Origin of the sequence: Hungatella hominis, assembly GCF_014288005.1 — a bacterium.
Taxonomy (GTDB): Bacteria; Bacillota; Clostridia; order Lachnospirales; family Lachnospiraceae; genus Hungatella; species Hungatella effluvii.
In genome coordinates, this window is record NZ_JACOPB010000006.1 from 148,474 (window position 1) to 175,083 (window position 26,610).

21 protein-coding genes are annotated in these 26,610 nt (G+C 49.4%); 5 read left to right on the forward strand and 16 right to left on the reverse strand.

Translation table 11 applies throughout. From position 1 onward, the window contains the following. Positions 1–30: 30 nt before the first annotated feature. From H8S75_RS15115 to H8S75_RS15140, 6 genes are read right to left on the reverse strand one after another with little or no spacing between them, the layout of a single operon-like run. A complete protein-coding gene (locus H8S75_RS15115) occupies positions 31–1,029 on the reverse strand; it encodes an ABC transporter ATP-binding protein (RefSeq protein WP_349768931.1) in 999 nt (332 codons plus the stop codon). Further along, positions 1,026–2,027 (reverse strand): ABC transporter ATP-binding protein, encoded by a 1,002-nt coding sequence (locus H8S75_RS15120; protein WP_187022345.1) that lies wholly within the window; start codon positions 2,025–2,027, stop codon positions 1,026–1,028. Before H8S75_RS15120 ends, H8S75_RS15115 begins: the two co-directional genes overlap by 4 nt. Further along, positions 2,027–2,881 (reverse strand): ABC transporter permease, encoded by an 855-nt coding sequence (locus tag H8S75_RS15125; RefSeq protein ID WP_207729147.1) that lies wholly within the window; start codon positions 2,879–2,881, stop codon positions 2,027–2,029. The genes H8S75_RS15120 and H8S75_RS15125 overlap by 1 nt, the downstream gene beginning before the upstream one ends. 3 nt (positions 2,882–2,884) lie before the next feature. Then, a complete protein-coding gene (locus tag H8S75_RS15130) occupies positions 2,885–3,853 on the reverse strand; it encodes an ABC transporter permease (protein WP_110321529.1) in 969 nt (322 codons plus the stop codon). 12 nt (positions 3,854–3,865) lie between these two features. After that, complete coding sequence (locus H8S75_RS15135) at positions 3,866–5,524, reverse strand: ABC transporter substrate-binding protein (RefSeq protein ID WP_187022346.1); 1,659 nt, start codon at positions 5,522–5,524, stop codon at positions 3,866–3,868. Positions 5,525–5,577: 53 nt separating this feature from the next. Next, positions 5,578–5,928 carry a cupin domain-containing protein gene (locus H8S75_RS15140; RefSeq protein ID WP_187022347.1) on the reverse strand — a complete coding sequence of 117 codons (351 nt, stop codon included), beginning with the start codon at positions 5,926–5,928 and terminating at the stop codon, positions 5,578–5,580. A 377-nt stretch (positions 5,929–6,305) separates the two neighbouring features. On the opposite strand from H8S75_RS15140, the gene H8S75_RS15145 reads away from it, so the two are divergent. Next, positions 6,306–7,001 carry a GntR family transcriptional regulator gene (locus H8S75_RS15145; RefSeq protein ID WP_002601112.1) on the forward strand — a complete coding sequence of 232 codons (696 nt, stop codon included), beginning with the start codon at positions 6,306–6,308 and terminating at the stop codon, positions 6,999–7,001. 198 nt (positions 7,002–7,199) lie between these two features. Here the strand turns inward: H8S75_RS15145 and H8S75_RS15150 are convergent, their stop codons facing one another. Further along, positions 7,200–8,126 carry a helix-turn-helix domain-containing protein gene (locus tag H8S75_RS15150; protein WP_243270280.1) on the reverse strand — a complete coding sequence of 309 codons (927 nt, stop codon included), beginning with the start codon at positions 8,124–8,126 and terminating at the stop codon, positions 7,200–7,202. 71 nt (positions 8,127–8,197) lie between these two features. Next, positions 8,198–8,857, reverse strand: coding sequence for a pentapeptide repeat-containing protein (locus tag H8S75_RS15155; protein ID WP_187022349.1), 660 nt, complete (start codon positions 8,855–8,857; stop codon positions 8,198–8,200). Positions 8,858–9,052: 195 nt separating this feature from the next. On the opposite strand from H8S75_RS15155, the gene H8S75_RS15160 reads away from it, so the two are divergent. Both H8S75_RS15160 and H8S75_RS15165 read left to right on the forward strand, forming a co-directional pair. Further along, positions 9,053–10,177: a C45 family autoproteolytic acyltransferase/hydrolase gene (locus H8S75_RS15160; RefSeq protein WP_187022350.1), complete on the forward strand. Its 1,125-nt coding sequence runs from the start codon at positions 9,053–9,055 to the stop codon at positions 10,175–10,177. 76 nt (positions 10,178–10,253) lie between these two features. Then, positions 10,254–11,132 carry an AraC family transcriptional regulator gene (locus H8S75_RS15165; RefSeq protein ID WP_187022351.1) on the forward strand — a complete coding sequence of 293 codons (879 nt, stop codon included), beginning with the start codon at positions 10,254–10,256 and terminating at the stop codon, positions 11,130–11,132. A 202-nt stretch (positions 11,133–11,334) separates the two neighbouring features. On the opposite strand, the gene H8S75_RS15170 is transcribed toward H8S75_RS15165, so the two are convergent. The 6 genes from H8S75_RS15170 to H8S75_RS15195 form a co-directional block, all read right to left on the reverse strand. Continuing rightward, the gene (locus H8S75_RS15170; protein WP_187022352.1) at positions 11,335–13,095 is read right to left on the reverse strand and encodes a glycoside hydrolase family 36 protein; all 1,761 of its coding nucleotides are present in this window, start codon (positions 13,093–13,095) and stop codon (positions 11,335–11,337) included. A gap of 117 nt (positions 13,096–13,212) precedes the next feature. Continuing rightward, positions 13,213–15,603, reverse strand: a complete 2,391-nt coding sequence (locus tag H8S75_RS15175; RefSeq protein ID WP_187022353.1) for a glycoside hydrolase family 31 protein — start codon at positions 15,601–15,603, stop codon at positions 13,213–13,215. Continuing rightward, positions 15,597–17,405 carry a glucosidase family protein gene (locus H8S75_RS15180; protein WP_187022354.1) on the reverse strand — a complete coding sequence of 603 codons (1,809 nt, stop codon included), beginning with the start codon at positions 17,403–17,405 and terminating at the stop codon, positions 15,597–15,599. The genes H8S75_RS15175 and H8S75_RS15180 overlap by 7 nt, the downstream gene beginning before the upstream one ends. 8 nt (positions 17,406–17,413) lie before the next feature. Then, positions 17,414–19,138 (reverse strand): extracellular solute-binding protein, encoded by a 1,725-nt coding sequence (locus H8S75_RS15185; protein WP_187022355.1) that lies wholly within the window; start codon positions 19,136–19,138, stop codon positions 17,414–17,416. Positions 19,139–19,318: 180 nt separating this feature from the next. After that, complete coding sequence (locus tag H8S75_RS15190) at positions 19,319–20,212, reverse strand: carbohydrate ABC transporter permease (RefSeq protein WP_187022356.1); 894 nt, start codon at positions 20,210–20,212, stop codon at positions 19,319–19,321. Between the two features lie 13 nt (positions 20,213–20,225). Further along, positions 20,226–21,158: an ABC transporter permease subunit gene (locus tag H8S75_RS15195; RefSeq protein ID WP_243270281.1), complete on the reverse strand. Its 933-nt coding sequence runs from the start codon at positions 21,156–21,158 to the stop codon at positions 20,226–20,228. A 223-nt stretch (positions 21,159–21,381) separates the two neighbouring features. On the opposite strand from H8S75_RS15195, the gene H8S75_RS15200 reads away from it, so the two are divergent. Further along, positions 21,382–23,256: a sensor histidine kinase gene (locus H8S75_RS15200; protein WP_187022358.1), complete on the forward strand. Its 1,875-nt coding sequence runs from the start codon at positions 21,382–21,384 to the stop codon at positions 23,254–23,256. Further along, a complete protein-coding gene (locus H8S75_RS15205) occupies positions 23,253–24,860 on the forward strand; it encodes a response regulator (RefSeq protein WP_187022359.1) in 1,608 nt (535 codons plus the stop codon). The genes H8S75_RS15200 and H8S75_RS15205 overlap by 4 nt, the downstream gene beginning before the upstream one ends. Before the next feature lie 127 nt (positions 24,861–24,987). Here H8S75_RS15205 and H8S75_RS15210 read toward each other — a convergent pair whose 3' ends face one another. Then, positions 24,988–25,767, reverse strand: a complete 780-nt coding sequence (locus H8S75_RS15210) for a Uma2 family endonuclease (protein ID WP_187022360.1) — start codon at positions 25,765–25,767, stop codon at positions 24,988–24,990. Between the two features lie 110 nt (positions 25,768–25,877). Next, positions 25,878–26,597: a DUF1062 domain-containing protein gene (locus H8S75_RS15215; RefSeq protein WP_187022361.1), complete on the reverse strand. Its 720-nt coding sequence runs from the start codon at positions 26,595–26,597 to the stop codon at positions 25,878–25,880. Positions 26,598–26,610 lie beyond the last annotated feature (13 nt).

Sequence of the window (26,610 nt, forward strand, 5' to 3'; positions counted from 1 at the left end):
TTTTCTTCTGTTAATTTATAGTTTCCTAAATCAGTTTTTATCCACATGATAACATGCCACATAGTGACCGTTCCCCACATCCTTGAGATCAGGAGGTGCTGTCCTGCACTTTTCAGAGGCATAAGGGCATCTCGGATGGAACGGGCAGCCGGAAGGTGCGTGAATCGGACTCGGTACCTCCCCCTTCAGCAGAATACGTTCCCTCTTCTGTTCCTCATAGTAATCCACGATTGGAATCGCGGACAAAAGCGCCTGCGAATATGGATGCATTGGATTTTTATAGAGTTCAACAGCTTCCATCATTTCCATAATCCGCCCCAGATACATAACCGCTATCACGTCAGCGATATGGCGGACCACAGCCAGATCGTGGGCAACAAAAATATACGTCAATCCCATTTCCCGTTGCAATTCTTTAAACAGGTTGATAATCTGCGCCTGAATGGAGACGTCCAAAGCTGATACCGGCTCATCGCAGATAATAATTTTAGGATCACAGGCCAACGCCCTCGCAATACCCAGACGCTGTCTCTGCCCGCCGCTCATCTCGTGGGGATACCGCTCCCCCATCTCCTCTGACAGACCAACCTTTACCAGAAGTTCATTCACCTTATTTTTGACTTCATCGGCTCCGTGATAGCCGCCCTCTTCCACCAGCACCTCCCGGATAATGGAAAATGCCTTCTGCCGTGGATCCAGCGAGCCAAACGGATCCTGAAATATCATTTGAATATCTCTTCTGCAATCCTTTAGATGACTCCGGTCCATAGTGATTAAATCCTGTCCCTCATAGAGGATTTTCCCCTCTGTGGGCTTGTTAATCTGTAAAATACATTTGCCGGTAGTCGTCTTACCACACCCCGACTCTCCCACAATTCCCAGGGTTTTTCCCTTTTCCACAGAAAAGGAGATATCATCAACGGCTTTTACCACGCCGCCAGTTTTTTTCATAAAACCTTTCGTAAGCGGGAAATACATCTTCAAATGTTCTACTTTAAGGATCGGCTCTTTTTTCATCTCTCTACTCACTCCCCGCCCTCCTTTATATCCAGATGGCATGCTGCAAAATGTCCACGCTCCCCCACTTCCTTAAATTCCGGATAGTTTGAATTTTTGCATTTATCACATGCATAGGGGCATCGCGGCATAAAATAACAGCCTTCCGGCAGCTTTGCAAGGTTGGGCGGCGCACCGTGAATCGGTATCAGATCCTGCTCCTTGTCATCGTCCAGCCTTGGAACTGCCTTAAGAAGCCCCATGGTATACGGATGTCTCGGCCTGGTGAGCAAGTCCTCCGTTGTTCCGCATTCCACAACCCGTCCCGCATACATAACGTAAATTCGCTTCGCATAGCGGGATACCAGTCCCAGATTATGGGTAACAACAATCAGAGACGTCTTATACTGTTTTACAACATTAAGCAGCAGTTCCATTACCTGAGCCTGCGTCGTCACATCCAGAGCAGTCGTCGGTTCATCCGCAATAATCAGCTTGGACCTGCATGCCACTGCAATCGCAATCAGCACACGCTGGCGCATTCCTCCGCTCATTTCAAACGGATAGTTTTTCATTCGTTCTTCAGGGTCCGGGATTCCTACGGCTTCCAAAGACTGTATCCCGATCTTCCATGCTTCTTTTTTACTGACCTTCATATGAGTGCGGATTACCTCTGAAAGCTGGTTTCCGACTGTAAAAACAGGATTCAGCGCGGTCATTGGTTCCTGAAAGATCATGGATATCTGTGCCCCCCGGACCGATCTCATATCTTTTGATTTTGGTTTGTACTCCAGCAGATTCTTGCCTTCAAACCAAACCTCTCCTCCCAGGATTTTCCCCGGTGGATCAGGAATCATCTGCATTACGGACATCTGCGTGACGGATTTTCCGCATCCGGACTCTCCTACGATAGCAATGACCTCTTCTCTGTCCACATGGTACGATACACCCCCGACCGCTTTGACCTCACCGGAAGGAGTAAAAAAAGATACTTTTAAATCTTTTACATCCAATAATCTGTTCTCTTCCATCACAGTTTCCCCCTTAATCTAGGATCCAGCGCATCTCTTAAGCCGTCACCAATAATGTTAAAGGCCACCACGATCAGCGTGATACAGACACCGGGAAGCAGTGCCAGCGTAGGGTTGGTGAAGAGGTAAGAATATCCATCCGACACCATGTTTCCCCAGGAAGCCGTCGGCATCTGAATACCGATTCCCAGAAAGCTCAGCGTAGATTCCAGCATGATGGCAGAGCCTAAATTTGTGGCAAACATGACAATCATGGAAGGAAAACTGTTTGGCAGCAAATGCTTTAATATAATCTTGTAGCTCTTTATATCGGCCAGCCGAAGCGCTACGATGTAATCACTTTCCTTAATAGAAAGCACGATTCCATACATAAGCCTTGTAAATCCCGGAATCAGACCAAAACTGATAGCAAATATCAGCCCCCCCAATCCGTGGCCGGCGACCAGGCCGATGACAATAGTAAACAGAAGTGGTGGAATAGAAAGCTGAATATCCACATACCTCATAATAATAAGCGCTGCCGCCTTTTCATAATAACCTGCCAACAGCCCGAGCAACATTCCGATGATGGCCGCAGCAAGACAGGAAAACACGCTGGCCAGCAGGGAAATTCTGGCGCCATACAGAAGTCTTGTAAAAACATCTCGCCCGTAGGCGTCAGTACCAAAAATATGGCCGTTCCCTGATGCTTTAAGCGCATTGTTCAACTCGATAGCATTCGGATCGTAGCGGCCAATCACAGGAGCAAACACTGCGCCGGCAATGAATACAAATGCAATCACTACGGAAATCTTGATGATGATTCCCCGGCTGAAAAAGGTTCTTAAGAATGATTTTATTTTCGTATTCTTCAAGCGTTATCTCCCCTTTCCACCGGTTAACCGGATTCTCGGATCTACCAGGCCATAAGAAATATCCAATATCAGATTACAGACCACTACAAAAAGTGAAATCACAAAAACTGTTGCCTGTACGACGAGGTAATCCTTATTCATAACTGATACCATGATCAGACGTCCCATGCCCGCAATGGAAAATACCTGCTCTCCCAGAAGAGAACCTCCTACCAGTGACCGAACCTGAAGCGCAATCAACGTAATAACCGGAATCAGTGAATTCTTCAGGGCATGTTTATATTTGACTGAACTTTCAGACAGCCCGTTGGCCCGGGCCGTCCGGATGTAATCCTGGTTTATTACCTCCAGCATATTTGTCCGGACCTGCCTCGCAATGGAAGACAGCGGCCCAAAAGCCATGATGGTGACAGGCATGACCGCCTTTGCCACATATTGTCCAAAATCCTCAAAGGGGCTTGTATATCCCATTAACGGAAGCCATCCCAGTTTTACTCCGAAAAAGTACATCATCATGATACCAATCCAGAACACCGGAATTCCATTCATCGTGGTCATTAAAACCGTCATGATCTGGTCCAGGGCAGAGCCACGGTGCACCGCACACAACACACCGATCAGAATTCCCAGAACCAGTGAAATAATCAGTGCTGGAATCGTCAGTGACAATGTGACCGGGATGCGGGTTGCCAGAATCTCTCCAATATCCTGATTCAGCACAAGCGAAGTCCCAAAATCACCGCGAAGTGCATTTCTCAGCCAGAGTGTATACTGTACGACAAGAGGCTTGTCTAAATTGAGTTCCGTTCGTGTTGCCTCTACAATCGCTTCATCAGCCTCCGCGCCCAGCATGGCACGAACCGGATCGCCGGGCGTCATCTGCATGATTAGAAAAGCAAATATGGAAATGGCAAATACGGTAACAATCGACAACAAAACCTTCTTGACAATAAACGTAATGTAAGAGTTCATTGTCTGTCTCCTTTATTTAAAGTAAATACCCGTAAAATCCGGGAAGTTATCATTATTGGCGAAGCAGTGGGCATCTACCAGATCCTTGTTCATCATGGTCACATACGCCTCACTCATAACCACCGGATAGCCCAGACAGTAGTCGTCGATAATCATTTCCTGAGCCTGGAACTCATATTTTAACATCTCCGCCGTATCAGATGCCTGCAAAGCACTCATGATCGCATTGTCTAAATCATCCGGATGCAGCTTGCATTCCTTCAGCATCCCAACGCCTTCCCTTGCTCGTTTGGAGAAGTTGGAAACCTGCTGATTAACTAAGTTCGCGCCAAATCCATGGCCTGCGAGAATCATACCCTCGTCAATATCGTAAATTCCCTTGGAGGTCCAGATTGCCGTTTCCTGCTCTTCAATATTAAGCGTAATTCCGACTTCCTTTAAATATCCCTGGATTGCTACAAGATAGCTGGTCAGCGCCTGATCCACTCCCGCGTAAACCGTTGTTGTAAACCCATTTTCATAACCTGCTTCCTTAAGAAGTTCCTTTGCCTTCACTGCATCATATCCATATCCTTTGACTGCGTCATTATAGAAAGGAGTTCCCTCTACCGCATATTCCTTTGACACAAAGGTAATGCCAAAATCAACGTTTTCAGCAATACTCTGAGAATCAATAGCATAGCTGATTGCCTGTCTCACTTTTACGTCCGCTAACGGAGAACCTTCCACATCACTGGCAAAGATCAGGAAATAAATACGGTAATTCATCTTATTTGCCGCTCTTTCAAATCCGGCCTTCATCATGGTGTTCTGGAAAGAGGTGCTTCCACCGAAATATGCGTTGATATCCCCATTTAACAGCGCCGCCTGAGCACTCATCTCATCGGCAATAACCTTCGTTTCTACACTATCTAAATATACAGTCGCATCTTTATTCCAATAGTTCTCGTTTTTCTTAAAGGTCTTGGAATCGTCATTTACCCACTTGTCAAGTACATAAGGACCGGTTCCTACCGGATTCTGCATACACCATTCTTCACCGTTCTCGTCAAACGCTTTCTTTGAATACATAAGCCCTGGTACACTGTTTAAAGAATACGGTATCTGGCTGTTCCACTCATTCAAATGAATGACTACCGTATAATCACCTGTTTTTTCAAATGAATCGACGCTTCCAAAATGAGTGCTGGAAGTCTGGGATTTTTCCTTGAAATTCTCGAAGTTCCATAACAGAACATCTGCATCCAGGTGTGAGCCATCTGAAAAATACACATCATCACGAAGTGTTACAGTATAAGTAAGATTCTCCTTATCTCCTTCCAGAGATTTGGCTAAATAACCAACCGGATTTCCTGCATCATCCAGTTTAATCAGCGGTTCATAAACCAATCCCCAGGTCACAGTCTCCTGATTGCTTCTGATACGCCATGCGGCGGCCGTCATACACTCTACACTCATCCCCATTTTTAGTGTGCCGCCTTCTTTCGGCTGTCCGGCCGCCTCTGTCTGTGCCTCAGTCTGTACGGTCGTATCCGTCTCCGGCTTTGCCTGTTCTTCCTTTGTTGTCTGACCTTCGGGACCCGCGGTTGTCGTACTGCCGCTGTTTCCCCCGCATGCGGTCAAAGAAAATGCCATTGCTGCTGCCAGTAATACTGCTGTAAATTTTTTCATATGTGTGTACTTCCTTCCCCTTTTCCTTTATTGGAATATTTTGTTCACATTTTTTACTGGAACAGAATCAGTGCAATCACTTCCAGCGGTTCTTCCCCCACCGCTTCCAGACCGTGTCCTTCTCCTGATCCGGTAAATGTTACATCACCCGGCTTCACAATCTTAACTGTTCCATTGTCATTAAACCGGCCCGTTCCCTTTAGAATGTAATAGGTCTCAGATTCCTTCTCGTGGATGTGATAACCAATACCTGATCCCGGCATTACCGTGGTATGACCGAAGAAACGCCCCTTATCATACATTTCCTCCGGCACCTTCAACAACTCTTTGCAGGAAATTGTCCCTGGGCCATTAAATGGGCTGGGCTTTTGTTCTGTAACTAACTCCTCCGCTCTCTTAACCATCTCTCAGCTGCTTCCCCCTTTCTCTTCTCTGATCTTAACGGGTTACATTTCCATGGATTTATAACCCACGCATTAATGCATACTTGATATGTATCTGTAGTATACAACAAGATTATTTTGTTTTCAATGCTCAAATAGTAGATATACAAGCAATATTTTTGTGCACTTTTTACATATTATTATTTTTATTCCTTGCCGTATTATCATTTACAACAGTATCATACGTCCATTATAGAAGATAAACCACTATAAAGCTTCTGTAAAATAATGGTAATCTTTAAAAGCAATCCTCTTAAATAATGCTTGTTGTTTTCTCCGAACCGTTGTATAATATACTTATTGTATACTTTGTATCAAAAGAATAGGAGTGTAAAACCATGGCAGCAAACAATCGGGATTTAAAAAATAAAGCTTATGAAACGATAAAAGAGCGGTTACTGGATTGTACCTACGAGCCAGGGACTCTGCTCAACGAGGCTCGCCTTGCCGAGGATCTTGGATTCAGCCGCACTCCTGTCCGTGAAGCCATCAGCAGGCTGGAATCGGATGGTTTTGTGAAGATCATGCCCAAAAAGGGAATTTACGTATCAGATATTTTACTGAGCGATGTGCTTCAGATTTTTCAGACCAGAATCGAGATAGAGCCCGTGGCGCTTCGCATGGCCGCTCCCTATCTGCCGGAAAGCGAACTGATCCAGTTTCGCGGAAAATTTCTGGAAGATTTCGAGGATATCCCCAACAGCTTTCGTCTGGACACTGCCATGCATTTATTTATTATTGAATACTGCGGAAATCGTTACATTATCGATATGATGCACAGAGTCTTTGATGACAATACAAGGGTTATTATTGCCAGCAAGCAGAACCGAGTGCAGATTCATGATGCGAGGGAAGAGCACATGGGAATTCTCGATGCGCTGCTGGAAAAGGACGTCGATAAGGCGCAGTCTCTGATGAAAACACATGTGGAGTCCTGCCGGCGGGCCGCTCTCGATTACTTCTATTCGCTTCAGGCTTATAATACGACACCGCCCGAGACTTATAAGAAGCAGCTAAAAGACTGGAGCAGTTAAAAGATTGAAGCAGTTAAAAAGCTGAGACTGATAGGATTTGAAAAAGAGATATAAACTCGATATACAAAGAAACAGACAAAAAAGGAAGAACGGACTGCATATTGCCGCCCGTTCTTCCTTTCTATGACGAATTATATCAAATATGATATTTATTTCCCAATCCCCTATTTCTTTTCCAGTTTATTTCTCTCCCTGACATTACCCTGCCGCCTCCGTATCTGCCTTCACCGGCATCATATAATCAATCACCACTTTTTCTCCCCTCGCAAGCGGTTCCGAATAACGCTCATGGGTATAAATCTCACACCAGTAAAAGTTGTCGAAGTCAATGGTTCCCCCTGTTTTCTCAATCGCTTCTGTAATCAGCAGGTAAGCGGAATCAAGGATTTCCGCCACATTACTGCCCTCAATCTGAACATAGGCCGCCCGGCCTTTGGGTATGTGTTTTACGAACAGTCCCTCCGGTATTTCCGTCTGCATCCGGACAAAGTCACCTATCACTATCTTAAAATTCATTCTGTCGCTAAAGTCGTACATGAAACCGATTCCGTCATTTTCGTCGATGTCATCACAGTATTTTACGTCCGCCAGCCTGTCCAGTTTTTCAATGGTATCTCCCTGAAAGAATTCCTGCCATACAAAGCCGGCGTCAGAAAAGCTGGTCTCCCGGGGCAGCCCCACCATGAGTCGTTCGGGTGTTTCCTTATACATGATGCGTTTCATTTCAGCCATAATACGCTTTCCTCCTACAAATCTCATATCTGAGAAATTAATCGGAAGATAATCATTTAGCCGGGCATTTTTCATTCTGGCCTGTGAAGGCGTAATCCCATGGTGCTCCTTAAAGGCACGGGAAAAAGAAGAATGAGACTGAAAACCATATTTAACCGCCGCGTCAAGAACAGAAATATCCGTATTTTTAAGTTCGTAGCCGGCAAGTGTCAGTCTTCGTTTTCTTACATAATCAGAAATGCTGATCCCCGAGATAAAATTGAAAATACGCTGAAACAACGCAGCCGGACTCATGGCTATTCTGGATATTTCATGATAATCGATTTCACAGCCATCAGGAATTATTTTTTCCAAATATAGGATTACGTCATTGAATGTTTTGCTGCTGTTCATAATTACCTCCGTCACTCCATATATTATCAAATTTACCGGCCGCTTTCTTTTCATTTCACGTACATATTATGTCACTTTATGACTATCCCCAGCCGCTTCGCCAGTTCTGCCGCCTGGTATAAATCCATGACCGCCCCCCGCACCTCAGAACACTCATCGGAAAGCACCAGCCCCTTGATGTCGCAGGTGGTAAAGTCCATTCCCTTAAGCGGGGTCTTAAAAAAGCTGGCATTCTGAAGCCTGACCTGGCTGAACGTAACGCCTTTGCACTTGCACTGCGCGAAATTACCATTTTCTAAATCGGTATCTTCCACCCGGAAAGACTCCAGCTTCGAGTCGTCTAAATTCAAATACTGCATACTGCAGTCCGTGATCGTCACATCCTTTAAGCTGCTCTCTGTCATCCTGGCCCCAGTCCCCTTCGACCGCTGAAATGATACCCGTCTGAGAAAGCTGTCGCGGAACAGACAGTTGGAAAAGTTACAGGAGATAAACAACACATCGCTGAATTCCGCCTTTTCAAAATTACACCCCTCGAAACTGCAATTTTCAAACTTTACTCTGGAGAAACACAGGCCGGAAAAATCTTCCTCCTGTGCAGTCATATTCTTTAAATATGCATTCTGGATCCGCTCGTCCCCTTCCCTGCTCTGATGAAGAAGCTCTGTCTCCTCCGACACAAGTTCATATACTTCAGGCAGCCACGGCTCCGCCAGTTTCATTCCCGCCATACGCTTATTCCTTCCTTTCTGACACGTTCTGAATTGCACGATGCTCATAGTATATCATAAACACAGCATTCGTAAAAGACCTGACTGCTTGCGCATACTCACACTCCAGTAATTCCCGCAGGAAATATCAAGATTAAATTTCTTATTTACGTTAAGATTATCTCATCAATCAACCAACACAGGAGGTATTCACTTATGAAATCAATCACAACACGAACGCTGGAACTGAAAGGAAGCAGTTATGAGATTGGACAGGCGCTGGGACGCATGGCAGCTTCCATTCCTTCAATGAAGAATTACTATACATCCGGATATGAAAACTTCGGTGAAGCCGAAGCCCGGCAGGCGGAAACACTGTTTGCCCGGTGGTGCCCGGGACTGAATGAGGAGCTTTCCGGTTTTGCCGGCGAACTGAATGTCCCTCTGGAATCTGTCGTCTACTATGCCATGACCTATTTAAAGCCTAACTGCAGTCACTTAGCCCTCCTGCCCTCCAAATCCTCGAACGGACACCCGCTTATTGCGCGCAACTATGAATTCAACGACGAACTGGAGGATTTCCAGCTGATTAAAACCAGTGTGGAAGGGAAATATACGCATATGGGCACCAGTGTCTTATGCTTTGGACGGGAGGATGGCTTCAATGACCAGGGGCTGGCCGTCACCATGAGCTCCTGCGGATTTCCGGTCGGCGCCGACAAATGTATGCGCCGGCCTGCACTGGAGGGCCTGCAGTACTGGGCGGTTATCCGCTCGCTTCTGGAAAACTGCCGTGATACCAGGGAGGCGCTCCTCTTTTTAAAGGGCATGCCCATCGCCTACAATCTCAATCTGATCCTGCTGGACCGTTCCGGAAATGGCGCCCTGGTAGAAACACTGGATGGCAGAATGGCGGTCCGTCCTCTGGATAAAACCTCCCCGCTTCCCTACACCCACGCCACCAACCATGCCGTAATCCATGAACTGGCATCCTTAGAACCGGAGGCCATGATCCATTCCCTGAAGCGGTATGACTATATTAAGAGCATTGCAGACAGCACGGAAACGCTCACGGTCAGCCAGTTAAAATCCATGCTTCTGGCCCCCTATCCGAACGGGCTGTGCTGCCGTTTCTATCAGGATTTCTTTGGCACAACAAAAAGCATGATCCTTGATCCGATGGATGGTATAATAGAATTATGCTGGGGCGGACGGGCAGAAAACGGCTGGCATACGTACCGGCTGAGCGATCCGCTCCCCACTTCGGAAGAAGTGATCTCCATCTCCGGTGAACCCGCGGCTCCGGATATGTTCCGTTTCGCCCCGAATCCATTTGCATAACCTTAAGATTCAGCCAGATTGTACAAAAATACGCTGCCCACTCATGCCGCCTGACCTGGCAGAAAGGAGCCTGACCATGGACTATTTAAAAGCGCTGGAATGCGCCATCCTCTACATCGAAAATCATCTGGGCGAAGACATCAAAGTCGAAGACGCGGCTGCCGCGGCCGGATACTCCTACTACCACTTTACACGGCAGTTCAATGCCCTGCTGGGTGAAAGTGTGGGCAGCTACATCCGGAAGCGGCGGATCGCCAAAGCCGCCAAGGAGCTGCTCTATACGGACAGGCGGATCCTCGATATCGCTTTAGACTGCGGATTCGAATCTGCGGAAAGCTTCAGCCGCGCCTTCAAGTCGCTTTACCTCACCAGCCCGGTCTCCTACCGGAAGAACCGGCTCGATCTGTTCATCGGATCCAAGCCACAGCTGGAGGGGAAACGCCTCACCCATATCACGAAGAACCTGACGGTCCATCCCATCATAGTGGAACTGCCTGATATCATGGCCGCCGGTCTGCGCGGCAGCACCACGCTGAACGATAACGTGCTGCCCGGCCTCTGGGCCGCCTTTATGGAAATGTCTCATCAGATTCCCCACCAGATCCCCGGCGGGAGAGGCTTCGGCATCTGCGAGGCCTGCGGCCAGGGCAATACGCTCTACAGCATGAATGGGGATGTTCTCTTCTCAGAGGTTGCAGCGGTCGAGGTGAGCAGCTTTGACGGTCTCCCTGCGCCATTTGTTCCAAAGATCATAAAAGGAGGGCGCTACGCGGTGTTCACACACACCGGCAGCCTCTCCCTCCTTCAGGACAGCTATTCTTATATCTGGGGCACCTGGTTTCTCGGAACGAATGAGAAACTGGATGCGCGGGAAGATTTTGAAGTATACGATCAGCGATTTTCAGGATATGACAACCCGGAATCCCAGATTGATCTCTATATCCCAATTCTCTAGTACAGCATTGCGTAATTAATGGTGAATAGAGTGCCTGATATCTGCGTCAGGTGTGCGTCCGCGAAGCGACGGCGTAGTGGACCCTACGGTTAGCTTCGCGGCCGTGCACCTGGCGTAGATAGCGGGTGCTATATTCACTGTTAATTGCACAATGCTGTACTGGTACTGCATTATGCAACGCAGTACCAGTACCTCGCCGTGCTCATCTCCAGCGCAGCTCACACAGACCGCTCGCGGGCATGGACAGCCTTACGAGGCTCTCTCCCCCGTTCCACTCCATGGTCTCCGCCACTTCTCCGCGGCAGTTCTTCACGGTAACCGACACCGCCCTTTCCGGATCCAGAATAAGTATTTGCTCCTGAGCGTGCTGGGCGTTTACAAAGTAAGTGATTTCCTTCTGCGCAGCCGGACGGATCACTCTTCCCGCCGAATAATGAACCAGGATCTCCTCCGTTTCATTTTCCACGCTCACCTCCGGATAGAGGTTTTCCGGCTCCTTTGCATGGATCACAGTCGTCTGCAGCAGTGCTCTGTGCTGTCTCATGAAATCCAGCCAGAACCGGAGCATCTCCGCAATCCCCTCTTCCAGATCCGCCAGGCGGACCGAGATCTGCGGAACGCCGAAGAGACAGCTCAAGACCTGTATGGCCGCGGCCTCCGGGCTCTCCCCGCGGTTCCACATCAGCATATCCGAATGGACGGCGCTGTGTCCGCACAGGAGCCGCAGATCCGCACAGCCGACCCGGTTAGTTACCGGAGAACAGGGGCAGTCTGCGACGCGGAACATATTACCGTACCTGCGCATGTTGGGTCCGATATAGCGCTGCCGGAATTCAATCAGCAGATTCTCCTTTTCCTTCCGCAGAGTCTCCCGCACGCTGGTCATAAACACGTCCAGCGCCTCCTGGATATCCCTGAAATCCATTCCCTCCTTCCACGCAGGAGTACCCTCTCTTATATAAAACTCATCGATAAAATCCAGCTTCAGCCCATCTAAATCCCATTCCCGGACAGCTTTTAAATAGACTGCCAGCAAATACTCCCGTACCTCCGGATAACGCAGATCCAGAACTCCGGCTTGCTGCCGCTCATCGTAGCAGAGCAGTTTATCAGAGAAACGGTTCCAGCAGCCTGTGTTCTTTCCCACAAATGGTACGGAAAACCAAAGCATATACTTGATACCCATGGCGTGAACCCGCCGTATATGCTCCGGAAAATCCGGAAATTTTCCAGGCTCGGGTGCCCAGTCCCCGCAGAACGCGTATCCACGGTTATTATCCCCGGTCTGCCAGCCGTCGTCCACGATAATCGTATCAAAGCCCATTTTCGCAGCGCGCTCCGCCTCCTCCTCAACAATTGAGGCATTGATATCCTGGTGCCAGGAGTACCAGAAAGAGTACACCGGCTCTCTGGCCGCGTCCGGCACCTCCATGACAGGCGGCATTGCCTCCTCCCACCACTGCCTCACCTGATCTAACGTATCCCAATACGGAACATCTTCCTGTGACTCCCACAGCCGGAAGGAATATCCCGCGCTCAGCTTCTGCGGGCTCAGAACGAACCGGATCTTAACGGCCATCCTGCCGTCTTCCTCATGCACTCCGGCATTCATATCCACTTCCTGGCACAGCTCCGAAGCTGCGATCGTATGTCTGTTCCTGCTTTCGGAATTGAAGAAACAGACGACAGGAGCCGAGACAGCTGTCATGGACGCCACCGGCGCCTCCCAATCCGCCTTCAACGACCGGTCAGCACGGCAGTTCGGATGCCACCGTCCGCAGATATCGATAATGGGAAAGGAATAACGGATTTCAACTTCAGTTCCCATACACAAAATACGGTCTGACTGAAGCTGAAACTCCGTAACGGTCCTCCCCGCCCCTTTTTCTGTCACCAAAGCGGTACAGGATACAGCCGCCTCCGAAATCACCTCAAATTCACCAACCTTAAAAATACTTTCCATCTCTTTTCTCCTTTCAGTCTGCCTGCTGTGTGTCTGTATCAAACGCTTACAGCCCGGCGTCCCTGTCAAGGGGCCGCCGGGCATAATGCCTGATGTCTATGCGCGGGGAAACGCATTTTAATTTCTATCGCTGAACAGTATTTCCGCCAGCGCCCCCACCAGTACCGTATTTTCCTCTATGCTCTGTATAGTCAGAAGCGCATCGCCTCTCTGTTTCTTTACCGCCTCTAATATCGCTTCCTTCTTATCATAAGAAATCTGCGCCCTGTTTAAAATCTCGAATGCCTGATCTGCCCGGTCCATAGAGGCCATCTCCATACCGGTTCCAAATCGCACCTCCACGGTTTTTACGGAGGGGATTCCCGAAAGCTCCAGTGTCAGATTTTTTCTCACCTCATCGTAGGAGACAACCGCGTCCACACGCTCTCCTTCGACGGTCACTTCCGGAACCACATATTCCACATTCCGGAAATTCAGCTTCCATGACCGCATTTCCGGAACCGCACTTCGATTTCCTTCAACACCGCCAATTACGAAACGGGTAAGCGGGCTCCACTCCAGGGAAAGCCGCGTTACAGCCCACCTGTCATCATTTTCCCCATCTGCCTCTGTTCTCCCGTCGTCTTCCCATACGCTGAAACAGCCGTCCGCGCCAGGGAAAATATCGGCCGCCATGCAGTTCGGATTCCCCGTGCCTCCCATCCTGTCAAGGCTTCTGGGAATGATTGCTCCCGCCTTTGCAAGCACCGGCATCTGTTCTAAGGTGCGGTAAAGCATCATCTGTTTTCCGCCCTGATATATCCGCGAACTCTGATAATCAAACCAGATTCCATCCGGAATCCAGGCTTTCACGCCCGCCAGATCCGCCTCCGGTTCCATCCGCTCCGTAATAGGCGCGGCCAGCAGTTCCGAGCCGAAATAATATTCATTCGGGAACTCATAGGCCTCCTTCTGTTCCGGCTCCTCCCAGTACAGCGGCCGAACCAGAGGACAACCCTCGAAGCTGGCCCGGCGGTTCGCGGTATAGAGATAGGGGATCAGTTCATGACGGAGCCGCAAGAAGTCTCCCATAATCATCTCGGCCCGCTTATTGAAATTCCAGGGTTCCTTACCGCTGAACGGATTGGAGGTGCTGTGAAGCCGGTTGATCGGTGAAAATACGCCGAGCTGCCCCCAGCGCGCCGCCAGTTCATCATCCCTGGCCCCCATCATGTGTCCTCCGATGTCATGGCTCCACCATCCATATCCCACGTTGCTTGCCGAAGCCGTAAAATACGGCTGAAACTGAAGACTCTCCCAGCTTATGATGGTGTCCCCGGAAAATCCGACGGGATACCGATGGCTGCCAATTCCCGCATACCGGGAAAATGTAAGGCCCGCGCCTCCCGCCCGTGTGCTGTCCAAATAGTGGTAATGGTTCAGCATCCAGAGCGGATCCAAGCCGGGAATCCTGGTTTTCTTCCCCTGCTGCCAGTCCACCCACCAGAAATCGACGCCGTCCTCTTCCATCGGGTGGTGCAGCACATCGAAGTACGCCTCCAGAAACGCCCGGTCCGTCACGTCGAACTCTACCGCTGTCCCGCCTGCCGGATCGATTCCCAACGCCTCCGCCATTCGCGGATACGCCTCCTCATGGGCGCGCACCCCATCCGCCGGATGGACATTCAAGGTAACCTTCATCCCCTGTTCATGGAGCCACGCCAGAAACTCCGGCGGATCAGGGAACAGCTCCCGGTTCCAGGTATATCCGGTCCACCCGGTCCCATATTTCGGCGGAATATCGACCAGATGCCAGTCCATATCGATGACTGCCACGGAAAATGGGATCTGCTCTCTTTGAAAGCGCACCATCAGCCTCTTATACTCCTCTTCCGTATATCTATGGTACCGGCTCCACCAGTTTCCAAGCGCCCACCGCGGAAGCAGAGGCGTATTCCCGCACAGCCTGTAAAAATCGCGGATACATTCCTGATAGCGGCGGCCATATCCAAAGAAGTAGAAATCCAGTTCAACTCCTCCGCGCAGCGTAACCCAGCCGTCCTCTCCAATGACCATGGAACCGCTGTCATCAATCACAGACCAACCGTCTCTGGAAATCATCCCGTGCTCCAGAGGAATCGCACCATCTACCTCATCCAGCGTGCGCGCAGTTCCTCCCAGATCCTTACTCTCGTCTCCCCAGCGCCATATACGGCTTTCTCCCGTCTTCGGATCAACGATCGTTCGTATACTCAATCCGTCTTCAGCAAACGCCCCGCCCCGGTAACGCAGCTGCAAAAACTCCGTAGTAATCGTCAGAAAACCGCCGTTCCATGCGGCTTCATATTTCGGAACCGTAAATTCCCGGTTCATCACGATCTGCGTGGCCCGGTCCTCAAAGCTGCCGTTTTCGTTGTACTCCATACGAATCAGTGAGGACGTCAATACGGTGAAACGGCAGTTCGGTCCCTGTACAATGGCACGTCCCCTGCAGGCCGGATTTCCATATCTTTTTATATCTCTTACCATGTAATCTCCTCATTCCAGAAAAGCCGTACAGGTCTCTGTACGCCGCACGTATAGGACCATGTCTCGTTTTCTCTCAGCTTCACCAGCCGTTCCTCATTTTTCCATTTTACCAGCAGTGACCGCTCTCGATCAAGCAGATTTTTCACGAAAATGGTATTTCCCGCCACCTCATATTCAATGCCGTACTGCGGATTTTCCAGCCTTACTCTTCCGTCTCCGGCGAGCATCGGCTCTATCTCTAAATCAGCCTGAAGCGCAAACCGCACACCCGCGTACCCGGCGATCAGATTCCAGATAAATACGCAGGGATACTCGTAATAATGGGCCGCTCCGTGCCAGTTTTTCTCACTGTGATAGTAAACGTAATTCATGTCATACCGTTCCCCCATCCGGTATTCGTCCATCCTGGCCTGACGGCAGACCGCCAAAAGCTGTTGTTCCAGAATATCAGTTCTTCCCTTTTCTCTCCAGTAGGCAAAATCCCAGCACCAGTATCTGCCGGCCGCACAGAGGTCATACGGGCCTCCCGAACCGATCTCCGACTCCGTATAATCTGAAATTCTGGCGGAAACGAAGCTGGGGAAACGCTGGAACTCCTCAAAACACGCCTCCATCAGACGGTCCACGCCCTGCTCCTGATCCGGATTCGTATAATGAAACAGCGCCGGAAGCTCATTTGCCAGAAGGTGGATATGGTCATGGGACACCGAATTTCTGTCCACCCAGTCGATAAACCGCATCTTCGACGCATCCCAGAAGCCGGTGGGAAGCGCCTGCACCAGGACACCTTTCAGCAGACCCGATACGGCCCGGTAATGCGCCTCCTGTTTATCCCGTTTTAAGACTGCTTCCAGCCCGGCCATGATTTCAAATGCTCTGGCCGCAAGCGCCTGGGCCATACATTCCCGGCCATCCTTGATCACCTGATCCTCGTAATAAACGTCGGACCACAGCCGGCCCTGTCGGTCGATACAGCTCTCCACAAGAGACAGGGAGTTTTCCAGCCCCTCGATATGGCCCCGGAGCCAGTCATCGTCTTTAAGGGCTGCGTAATAAAAGCATGCAGATTCAATGATTTCGATATTTCCGGTCACGAGAAACATCTCCGCATTCTCCGAGTTATCCAGGCTGTTCCGCCTGACATGGTACTCTCTGGCTCCGCTCGGCTGAATGGCACACGGATCACGGAACGCCTGCTCCGGGTCTTCTGCCATCAGCTTAAGCTGCAGTTCCATCATGCGCCTTACCACAGCCAGATCCAGTTCATCCGCCACGGCCAGACGTCCTTTGATCTGGAATTCATGGTCTACATCCGGGTACGTTCCCGCATAGGCGCCCTTCTGAAGCGTACTCACCACGTAACCATCACTGTTGGAATACGATTTCGCCCTCGTCCGCTCCACCACAGAGGGCAGAAGCGTTTCCCAGTAAAAATGGTAATACGTATCCCGGAAGATATCCCCATTTTCGAAGTCCAGTTCTATGGAATTACCCATCACATCACTGTGCGGCGGGCCGTCAAATTCTTTCCATGCCAACTGGGATACAGTCTCCTCTTTATCTGCTGAAACGGTCACCTCCATTTCATCTGCACTTATGTAAATCTGGAATGGCTCTTTCGATTTCACCTCATAGGAGCGGTACTCCCCCTGCCCCTGGAAGGGCAGGATAAAGCACCGGGTAACGGGCGGGAACTCCACCGCGCCGTCGTAATTATGGATCAGATACGGATCTCCCTCTTCCCTGCTGATGCAGTAAATGAGTGGTCTGATTCCGCAGCAGGTAATCTTTTTCTCAGTCATAATCCCTCTTATTTTATCTTATTCTTATACTCTTCCGTCCAATAAGCTTCCACCTTATTCATCCCCAGCTCATCAATCTTCTGAATGAATTCCTGGTACACAGACTCAAAGTCCTCGGTAAAGATCATTTTTACGGAATACTGCTGCAGGAGGCTGAACGCTTTCTGTCTGATAATTCCCTCTTCAGATTCCGGTGACGGGTCCTGAATGTCCAGTTCCGGACGGAATTCCACATACTTTCCAAACTGTTCATTGAATTTGTTCATTCTCTCATCCTGGTCGTTCCACCACGGCAGGTTCCACAACAGCTCGTTGCAGGCAATCCAATACTCGCCCAGTCCGTTTCTGGAGGCAACGCCGCCCCAGTCCGCGTTCTTATCCTTCACATATTCTTCCAGCAGAACCGGTTTTCCATCTACCATATGCCACTGGGCGCCTGCTACCGCGTCCTGATACGTATCGCCTTCGATGCCCCATGATACGTCGCTGTGTCCCTCTACAGATGCCAGATATTCCAGGAAACGAATCGCTCTCTCAGGGTCCTTGCAGGTCTTCGGAATCACGGTCGCCAGCCAGCCGGCTCCCGTTCTGATCTGTCCGTATGTCTCAAACGGAGGCAGAATCTCGTAGGTAGTATCCGGGTTGTCTCCAGGCACCTTCTCGCCGTCGGAGATCGTCCAGCAGTAGGAAATCACATCGCCCTGCTCAATCTTGGCCTTTCCTACATCCTTGGTGTCAATGAACGGATCTTTTGTCAGAATTCCTTCCAGATACATCTCATTTAAATACTTCATTGGCTCTTTGAACTTGTCGTCGCGGACCACCCACTGGATTCCCCCGTCCTTCTCTGAAAAATCGGTGCTCAATCCCATCTGGATGCCATAGTGGGAAAGCTTCGCGCTCTTTCCAAACTCATCGGCGGACATGCTTCCATCAGCGGGATAAAAACCGATTTTATCCGGATGGTTTTCCTTCATCTGCTTAACAGCTGCGATGAATTCGGTCATATTCCTGATCTCCGGACGGCCAATCTCATCGTAGTAATCTTTTCTGACTGTCATGATTGGCTGGTTCGTTCCCACGATCTGATCGTACTCTCTCGCGGCCTTCTGCCATGCTTCTCCCTGAATCCATGTGGTAAACTGATACGTCTTTCCATCCGCCATCTGATAGTTGCTTAAGATTTCCTTCGGAAGGATTTCACGCATCTTCGGCGCATACTGGTCAATCAGATCGTCGAGTGACCACAGCATCCCCGCCTCGGCCATCTTCTTTAAGGCCGCGTCATTTTTGTCCAGAGTCAGAATATCAGGCAGCTGATTGCCGGCGATCATCATATTCAGCTTCTGACCGTCGTCAACTACCGGTTTCATAAAGTTTAAATCAACGCCTGTCTTCGCGGTCACACGCTCTGCCGTGGCATCGTTCCAGTCCAGTGAAAACCAGGAGAAGTTGGCGTAATACCCTAATTCTATGGGCGATGTATCTTCCTTCCATTCCAGATCTTCCGGATCCGCCTGCCATCCGATTTTCTCCCAATCCATTTCAGACTGGAAATTCGATGCAGCCGCCTCCGGCGCCTCTGTCTGCGTTTCTGCTTCCGTCGTATCCACTGCCGCAGTCCCCGCTGTGGTCTCCTTAACCGTACTCTGACCGCCCCCGCAGCCTCCCAGCATACCTGCTACCATAGCAGAGCACACCATGCATGATAATACACGTTTCAACTTTCTCATATTCCCTCTCTCCTTTATGTATGGTTATTTATTTACTTTTTTATTCGTAATTTTTTCAGCCGTGCATCTTCTTGTTTTCGTGCATTTTCTTGTTTTCGAAATGCACGAAAACAAGAAGCCCGGGCGTTCCGCCCTATGACAGTTTGTATTAAAAAGTGCCGCACTGCTGAATGGGTAGGCTCACTCTTTCACCGCACCCAGCATCATCCCTTTTAAGAAGAATTTCTGGACGAAGGGGTAAATAATCGTTACCGGCAGAATCGACACGATTAACATCGCATACCGGACCGACTCCATGGTGGTACTGCTCTGCGACGGCACGGCGATCATCTTCTGCAGCGTCTGCTGCGCCTCGGCCAGAGACATGGCCCGCATCAGGACGGCCGGCAGTGTCATCAGACTCTCGTTCTGGATAAAGAACGCCGGGTGGAACCAGTCATTCCAGTGCCAGACCCCTACAAACAGCGATACCGTGGCGATCACCGGCGTTGACAGCGGTATGATGATCTTAAACAGGATCGTAAAGTACCCCGCTCCATCCATCTGCGCCGATTCCTCCAGCGCCGCCGGCAGTTCTCTGAAAAATGATATAAACAGAATGATATAATAAAACTGAAAAATGTTAGGCAGGATATAGACCCAGAAGGAATCCAAAAGCCGCATCTCCCGGTAAAGGAGATAGGACTGCACCACTCCGGCTGAAAAATACAGCGTTATGACGCCCATAATCATATAAACCTTCCGCCCCTTTAAGTTATCCTTGGACAGCGCATACCCCGCCATGGCCATACACAAAACGGCCAGTACCGTTCCCACAATACTCCTGAGCATCGTCATCATGAAGGCCGGATAGATCGCTTTGTTCTGGAAAACGATCTTGTAATTCTCCAGGGAAAACTTTCTCGGCCAGAAGTAAATCGCCTGTTTCGCCGCATCCTTGCCGTCATTAAACGAATAGATCAGGCAGTAATAAACCGGATATACGGTCACGATCAGAACCAGAATACACAATACAGAAGTAACGATATTAATGATTCTGTCCTCTCCAGGTCTTCCTAATTTCATTCGAAGCATATCGTCACCCCCGTTAAAAGACACTCTTTCCAAATACTTTTTTTGATATTTTGTTGGCGGTCAGAAGAAGCGTCACCGAAAGTACGGACAGAATCAGATTCCCCGCCGCCGCAAAGGAAAACCTCAGCTGGTTTAAGCCTTCATCGACAATGAATTTCTGGATTACATAGGATTTCGAATAGTTAAAGGCATTTCCCAGCAAATATGACTGGTTGAAGTTGGAAGCCACCGGGCCGCCGCTCAGTAAGTTTCCGCAGTTCATAACGAAAAGGACTCCGGCCGTCCATGCGATAGACGGAAGCGTGATCTGTGTGATCCGTTTTAGACGCCCGGCGCCGTCCACGGCCGCCGCTTCGTAGATATCCTGGTTGATGCCCGCGATAGCCGCCAGATAAATAATCGCATTCCAGCCGCTCTCCTGCCAGCAGTCGATCCACACGCCGATCCACCAAAAATACTTGGAATCCGCCAGGAATTCGATGGGCATATCCGTGATATGCAGTCTCATCAGAATATCATTGATCAGTCCCTTGCTGTCCAGAAACACAATCCAGAGCGTCGCTACAATAACGTAGGACAGGAAATGCGGTAAGTAGCTTCCCGTCTGGGTTGCCTTCTTCAGCCACTTGAACGGTACCTCATTGATAATGAGCGCAAGCAGAAGCGGCGACGTAAACGTAAAGAAGAACTTCAAGGAACTCATTCCCAGTGTATTTTTCATGGCTAGATAGAAGCTCTCGCTGGAGAACAGCTCCTTAAAATACTTCATTCCTGCAAATGCGTGGCCGAAGAATCCGTCGGTCAGCGAGTAATCCAGAAAAGCATTTGCCAGTCCCATAACCGGGATATAGGAAAAAATAAAAAAGAACACCATGGCTGGAATCACCATTAGCTGCAGTTGAAACTGCCTCTTTCCTGACCTCTTTTTTTTGGGTAACTTTTTCATATACACATACCAAGCCTCCTCCATCTGACGTTTTTCCCGTTGCAAAACTAAAAAAACGCTTTATAATTGAATATTGGGAACATTCCCGTTTGCCATACAGCATACCTTACCAGGTGCTCATAGTATATCACACGGATTTTGTAAAAGAAGTACACGTTTTTTGGAAATAGTACAATAAATATAGTTGTTTTCACGTAACATCCATACTTCGGAGGTCCTGCAAATGGGAATTATCAAAAAAATGCATTATAAATCGAAGCTGATTCTCTGTTATCTTGTCCTTGTCTCATTCCCGCTCATGCTCTGCCTTGTCCTGCTATATCAGTCCATCGTAAAGCCGGTCCGGGAAAACGCAGTGAGCGCCATCGATCAGAGACTGGATCAGGAACTGAATACCATCCATTCCAAAATAGAGAAAATAAAAAATGTCTCCTATTTAGTCTCCACCAACACGGTCATCAATAAGTTCTTCGTCCCCAAATTTTACGGCGATCTCGAATTAATCGAGATTCTGAACAACGATATTTCGCCCCTGCTCTCATGGCTGGAAGCCTCCAGCCCGGAGATATCCTACTACCATTTTTTCACAAATAACCCCTCGATTCCGGAAACCCAGTACCTTCATCAGTACGATGACTACCGCTCAGAGCCGTGGATGCAGGAGATGGAGCATTCCATTTTTGACAAGGGCTTTTACCTGGAGCCATGCCACATAAACCGCAGCTACAGCTACGGCTACGGAGGGGAAGAGCAGATGGTCTATTCCCTGTTTTATCCTCTTCTGACCTCCAATAATTTCCTGGAGGTCTGCATAAAACCATCCGTATTTTTCGAGGGCATGAAAACCATACCGGCCATGGAATCCGGTTTTGTGGCGGCGGTAAACAGCGACGGAAAGATTATCTCCGACCTGCCGGCAAAGGTTACCGCAGATTTCCGCCATTCCCTGGAAGAGAGACTTATGGAAGGCGACTATCTCTCTGACAGCGATGGAGGCCCGTTCCTCATCTCCCTGGCGCAGACAGAGTATCTGATTTCCATCAAACAGATCGTTGCGCTGGACAGCTGGATCCTGTGCGCGGTTCCGGGCGCCGAGATCGTCGGCCCGGTTCTAAAGGCTCAGCAGTCGTTCGCCCTGGTGATTTTAGCAGCTGCCATTGGCATCGTGCTGCTCTCCTACCTCCTGTCCACACTGCTGATCCGAAAGATCAACACGATTATCGATGCCGTACATAAGATTCAGGAAGGCGATTTCCATGTCGCCATCCCGGTAAACGGGGAGGATGAGATCGATCAGCTGGCCACCGATATCAACTATATGTCATTCAAAATTAATGAGCTGATCAACCGGGTCTACAAAGCCAGGATGCTGCAGAAGGAGACGGAGCTTTCCGCTCTCCAGGCCCAGATCAATCCTCATTTTCTCTTTAATATCCTGGATACCTTTAAAATGATCGCCATCATCCACGACCTGGATGATTTCTCCGACAGCATCGCCGCCCTGGGGAATCTGATGCGCTACAACATCTCCCCGGCCAGCTACCACTGCACGTTGGAGCATGAGCTGCAGATCATCCGGGACTATATCAATATCCAGAATTTACTGCTAAACAACCGGGTCACCCTGCTCCTGTCGGTGCCGGACAATCTGCTCCGCTTTGAGATTCCCAATTTTATTCTTCAGCCCATTATTGAAAATTCCTTTGTCCACGGATTTGAGAATAAGCTGAGTGAACTGATCATAAAGGTGACCATTTACAGGGGAGATTCCAGCATTATCATTAAGATTGAGGACAACGGGACAGGAATCAGCGCCAAACAGCAGCAGACGCTTACAGCTGCCATGAAGAAGTCCACGGAAACACTGGAGGTCGAACCCATATCCCTTGAACCGCAGGAGATGGAATCCTCCCGATCCGGTAAAAGCATCGGCATTCTCAACGTAAACCTGCGGCTCTTCCTACTTTACGGAAGGCACTATTCCTTTACATTTTCCTCCTCTGACTTAGGCGGCGCCTGCAACACGATCTCCCTGCCCGTCTCCATACCGACAAAGGAGCAGGAAGAAAATTTCCTTAACGAACGGAGTAAGTTATGAAACTTTTGATTGTTGAAGATGAAGATATCATAAGAAAAGGACTGATCGTCACCCTGCGAAAGCTGGAGATGGACTTTGAACACATCTACGAGGCCGGTGACGGAGAAGAGGGGCTGCGTCTCTGCCGGGAGCATGCTCCCGACATCATCATGACCGATATCAAAATGCCGCTTATGGATGGCCTGACATTTATCCGGGAGAGCCAGAAACTGCTGCCGGAAGGCCAGTTTATCATCCTGAGCGGCTACAGCGATTTTGAGTATGCCCGCACGGCCCTTCAATACGGAGTCAAAGACTATCTGTTAAAGCCCAGCACCAAGAATGAGATAAAAGAAGTGCTCACCCGGGTGATTGGACAGCTGAAGGAACAGCAGTCACTTCGCCTGGAGCTGACGGAACGGATCCACACCTACGAAAAAAAGCTTGACCGTTTCCAGGAGCTGCTGCTGGGCAATATCCTGTCCGGCCGTTATCCGGCCGGGGAGATCGGACATTTCCTCTCCCACTACTCCATTGCATTTCCAGAGGAGTACATGGCGGTTGTCTGCATTAAGATCACGCCTGTTGTTTCTTCAGACGGGTCTTCGATCGACTATAAAAACCATTTTCTGTGGATCGTCTCCCTGTTTGAGCCCTATGCCGCCGTTTACCAGGCGGATATCCTGTCCGTCTATAAATGCCTGCTTTTCAACTTTTCACGCCTCGATTCTGCTTACAGCCACAAGATATGGCAGAATATAGAGGAAGATATCCGGGTATACTGCCAGAAACACGGGCTTCGGATCTGCCTCTCCATCAGCCGCGTGGAAAGTTCCAGGGAATCGCTTCCCTCCATGTATCAGGAAGCATGCATGCTGCTGCATCACCGGCTCTTCCATCCGGAGGCCGTGGCATTTTACCCGAAACGGCAGCGGAACACGGAGGCACGAACTCCCGTGATTCCCTTAACCATGATCGAAACGCTGTACCACTACTTCATTGGGAACAGCCAATTCGATCTGCGCCAGAACTTCTACAGCTTCATTCATCACATCCTCAGCGTAGAGAATTCTTCCCCCGGGTACGTCTGTGACTGTCTCGACAGGCTGGAAGAAACCTTTGCACTTCAGGCCGCCAAAGATGGTCTCGAACCGGAAAGCGCCTACCGAATTGAATTTTCCGTTTCCGAAGCCATGACGGCGTGCGATTCTCCTGATGCCCTGACGGATGCGCTCTATGCCCGGCTCATGGATTACTGGAAGCAGAAAAAGGACGGATCCGCCCCTGCCTCCCACATGGCTTCCTCACCGGTAGACCAGGCCATCGCCTACATGGAGCAAAACTATTACCTGGATCTGGATTTGAGTATGATCTCCGACCTCATCTCCATGAACAGCAGCTACTTCAGCTCCCTGTTCAAAAAGAAGACCGGCCTGAATCTGATCAACTACCTTCAGAATGTGCGGATTGAAAAATCGAAACAGCTGCTCTTGAACACCAATCAGAAGCTGTACGAAATATCAGAGGCTGTCGGGATCCCTAACGTCAAATATTTCTGCAAGCTTTTTAAAGATTACACGGGCGTCACCCCTTCTGAGTTCCGAAAGAAGGAGCATTCTTCCTAAAAAGAAAAAAGGAATCAGAACGCCTCCTGTCAATGAGGTGTGTCTGATTCCTTTTACCCGGCAGTTCTTCGCAAATACACGTATCTGATCTCACGTCTGCGGGAAACCGCCTGTCTTCTAACAAAAATCACACCAGGAAGGAAAACTCGCCAAAATTGATGGACAAATCTCCATAAATTCCCACTGGAACTGTATCATGCAGACCATATATCCCTATATCCGGATTATCGCCGTTAAAACAGTACGTCAGGACTCGTCCCTTTAACGGATCAACGATCCAGTATTCATGGACTCCTGCCGACCAATATTTATTCAGTTTCGTCGAATAGTCTTTCTTCCCTGTGCTCTCGGATATGATCTCCAGGACAAAATCAGGGGCACCGGTTACGCCTTTCGCTTCCACGCGCGTCTGATCGCAGATGATCATCAGGTCAGGCTGTACCACCGTTCTGTCATCCGAATCCAGAAACACATCAAATGGAGCAAGAAATACATCACAGGGTCCCCCCTTTCTCCTGATATATTCTTTGATCTGAAAGTACAGTTCTCCGACAAGCTTCTGGTGAATGAGGCCGGGAGATGACATATAGTAAAACTGGCCGTCAATTAACTCGGCCCTGAGATGATCCGGGAGCGCATAGTAATCCTTGAGGGTATACGATCCGTGAACCGTATAATGAAAAGCTTCTTCCCGCATGCTGCTGATATACGGTCCGTCTTCGTCGCGGTAAAATGTCATCCCCAGAACCGTCTCCAGTGCGAGTATCGTATCGTACTGCGGCGATTTCGTGGCTCCGCTGAATATCTTATTAACGGTTCCCAGCGGCACGCCGGACCGTTCAGACAGTTCCTGGTTCGTCATTCCCAACTCTTTCTTTCGTTTTTTCATCTTCTCCAGATTCATCATAGCCGATCTCCTTCCGCAGTTTTATTTACTTCATTATACCATTTTTACCTTGTACGGTCAAGCATTCCGATACAATATGGTAATATTCATATGACAGTTCAGATCCTCTTTCAGGCTTTTAATTTCACAGGCGTCGAACCGGGAGTCTGCGGCATCGTTCCTGCCTCAGAAACCGACAGGACAGGCCGGATTCCGATCACCAGACCGTTCCTAACCTTTTCCCGGCAGAGCTTCTCCTCCGATTTCCACACATTCTCCTCTCTGTCCAGCTTCACCACGACTCCCTGGCCGCACCAGCGCTTCACCATGCTTCTCGATACTCCCAGCCGGTCGGCCAGCAGGCTGTCCAGTCTCAATACCATGGGAAACGGAACCTCCAGTTCAATACGCCGGAAGCCGCTCTCAGCCGGGAGGACGTTTTCCTCTGCTCCTGCCTCAGCGCCCGTTTCAGATTCCGCCTCTGCCTCTATCTGGTATCCGCCTTCCGGCGTCACTGCTTCCGCTCTGTTTTTTACAAATAAATCCATTCGTCTTCCGTAGGACTCTGCCAGCAGGCGGTCGTTTGCCTGGAAGCCGGCGTACTCCTCTTCCGGTATCGCACTCACCGGGCTCCGCTCAAAAATGCTCATATTCCAGGTGGTACTGCATTTCTCGCAGCGGTAGATCAGCCATACATCCACATTTTTTCCATTAGCATTTACACGAAATTTCATGCTATTTATAAATTCACGTTTTTCTTTACATTTCGAGCAATTCCGTCTCACTGTGGGTACGGCCTCCGGCACAAGCTTCCAGCGTTCTCTTCTTATTTTTTGAATATTGTTCTTCATAACAGTCCCTCCG

Coding starts and splice junctions, on each gene's coding strand:
- H8S75_RS15170 (WP_187022352.1), bottom strand. CDS start 13,095: ATGGAAAGTATTTTTAAGGTTGGTGAATTTGAGGTGATTTCGGAGGCG.
- H8S75_RS15135 (WP_187022346.1), bottom strand. CDS start 5,524: ATGAAAAAATTTACAGCAGTATTACTGGCAGCAGCAATGGCATTTTCT.
- H8S75_RS15210 (WP_187022360.1), bottom strand. CDS start 25,767: ATGATGAATCTGGAGAAGATGAAAAAACGAAAGAAAGAGTTGGGAATG.
- H8S75_RS15155 (WP_187022349.1), bottom strand. CDS start 8,857: ATGGCGGGAATGAAACTGGCGGAGCCGTGGCTGCCTGAAGTATATGAA.
- H8S75_RS15180 (WP_187022354.1), bottom strand. CDS start 17,405: ATGACTGAGAAAAAGATTACCTGCTGCGGAATCAGACCACTCATTTAC.
- H8S75_RS15145 (WP_002601112.1), top strand. CDS start 6,306: ATGGCAGCAAACAATCGGGATTTAAAAAATAAAGCTTATGAAACGATA.
- H8S75_RS15195 (WP_243270281.1), bottom strand. CDS start 21,158: ATGAAAAAGTTACCCAAAAAAAAGAGGTCAGGAAAGAGGCAGTTTCAA.
- H8S75_RS15200 (WP_187022358.1), top strand. CDS start 21,382: ATGGGAATTATCAAAAAAATGCATTATAAATCGAAGCTGATTCTCTGT.
- H8S75_RS15165 (WP_187022351.1), top strand. CDS start 10,254: ATGGACTATTTAAAAGCGCTGGAATGCGCCATCCTCTACATCGAAAAT.
- H8S75_RS15150 (WP_243270280.1), bottom strand. CDS start 8,126: ATGAACAGCAGCAAAACATTCAATGACGTAATCCTATATTTGGAAAAA.
- H8S75_RS15175 (WP_187022353.1), bottom strand. CDS start 15,603: ATGGTAAGAGATATAAAAAGATATGGAAATCCGGCCTGCAGGGGACGT.
- H8S75_RS15130 (WP_110321529.1), bottom strand. CDS start 3,853: ATGAACTCTTACATTACGTTTATTGTCAAGAAGGTTTTGTTGTCGATT.
- H8S75_RS15205 (WP_187022359.1), top strand. CDS start 23,253: ATGAAACTTTTGATTGTTGAAGATGAAGATATCATAAGAAAAGGACTG.
- H8S75_RS15140 (WP_187022347.1), bottom strand. CDS start 5,928: ATGGTTAAGAGAGCGGAGGAGTTAGTTACAGAACAAAAGCCCAGCCCA.
- H8S75_RS15160 (WP_187022350.1), top strand. CDS start 9,053: ATGAAATCAATCACAACACGAACGCTGGAACTGAAAGGAAGCAGTTAT.
- H8S75_RS15120 (WP_187022345.1), bottom strand. CDS start 2,027: ATGGAAGAGAACAGATTATTGGATGTAAAAGATTTAAAAGTATCTTTT.
- H8S75_RS15190 (WP_187022356.1), bottom strand. CDS start 20,212: ATGCTTCGAATGAAATTAGGAAGACCTGGAGAGGACAGAATCATTAAT.
- H8S75_RS15215 (WP_187022361.1), bottom strand. CDS start 26,597: ATGAAGAACAATATTCAAAAAATAAGAAGAGAACGCTGGAAGCTTGTG.
- H8S75_RS15185 (WP_187022355.1), bottom strand. CDS start 19,138: ATGAGAAAGTTGAAACGTGTATTATCATGCATGGTGTGCTCTGCTATG.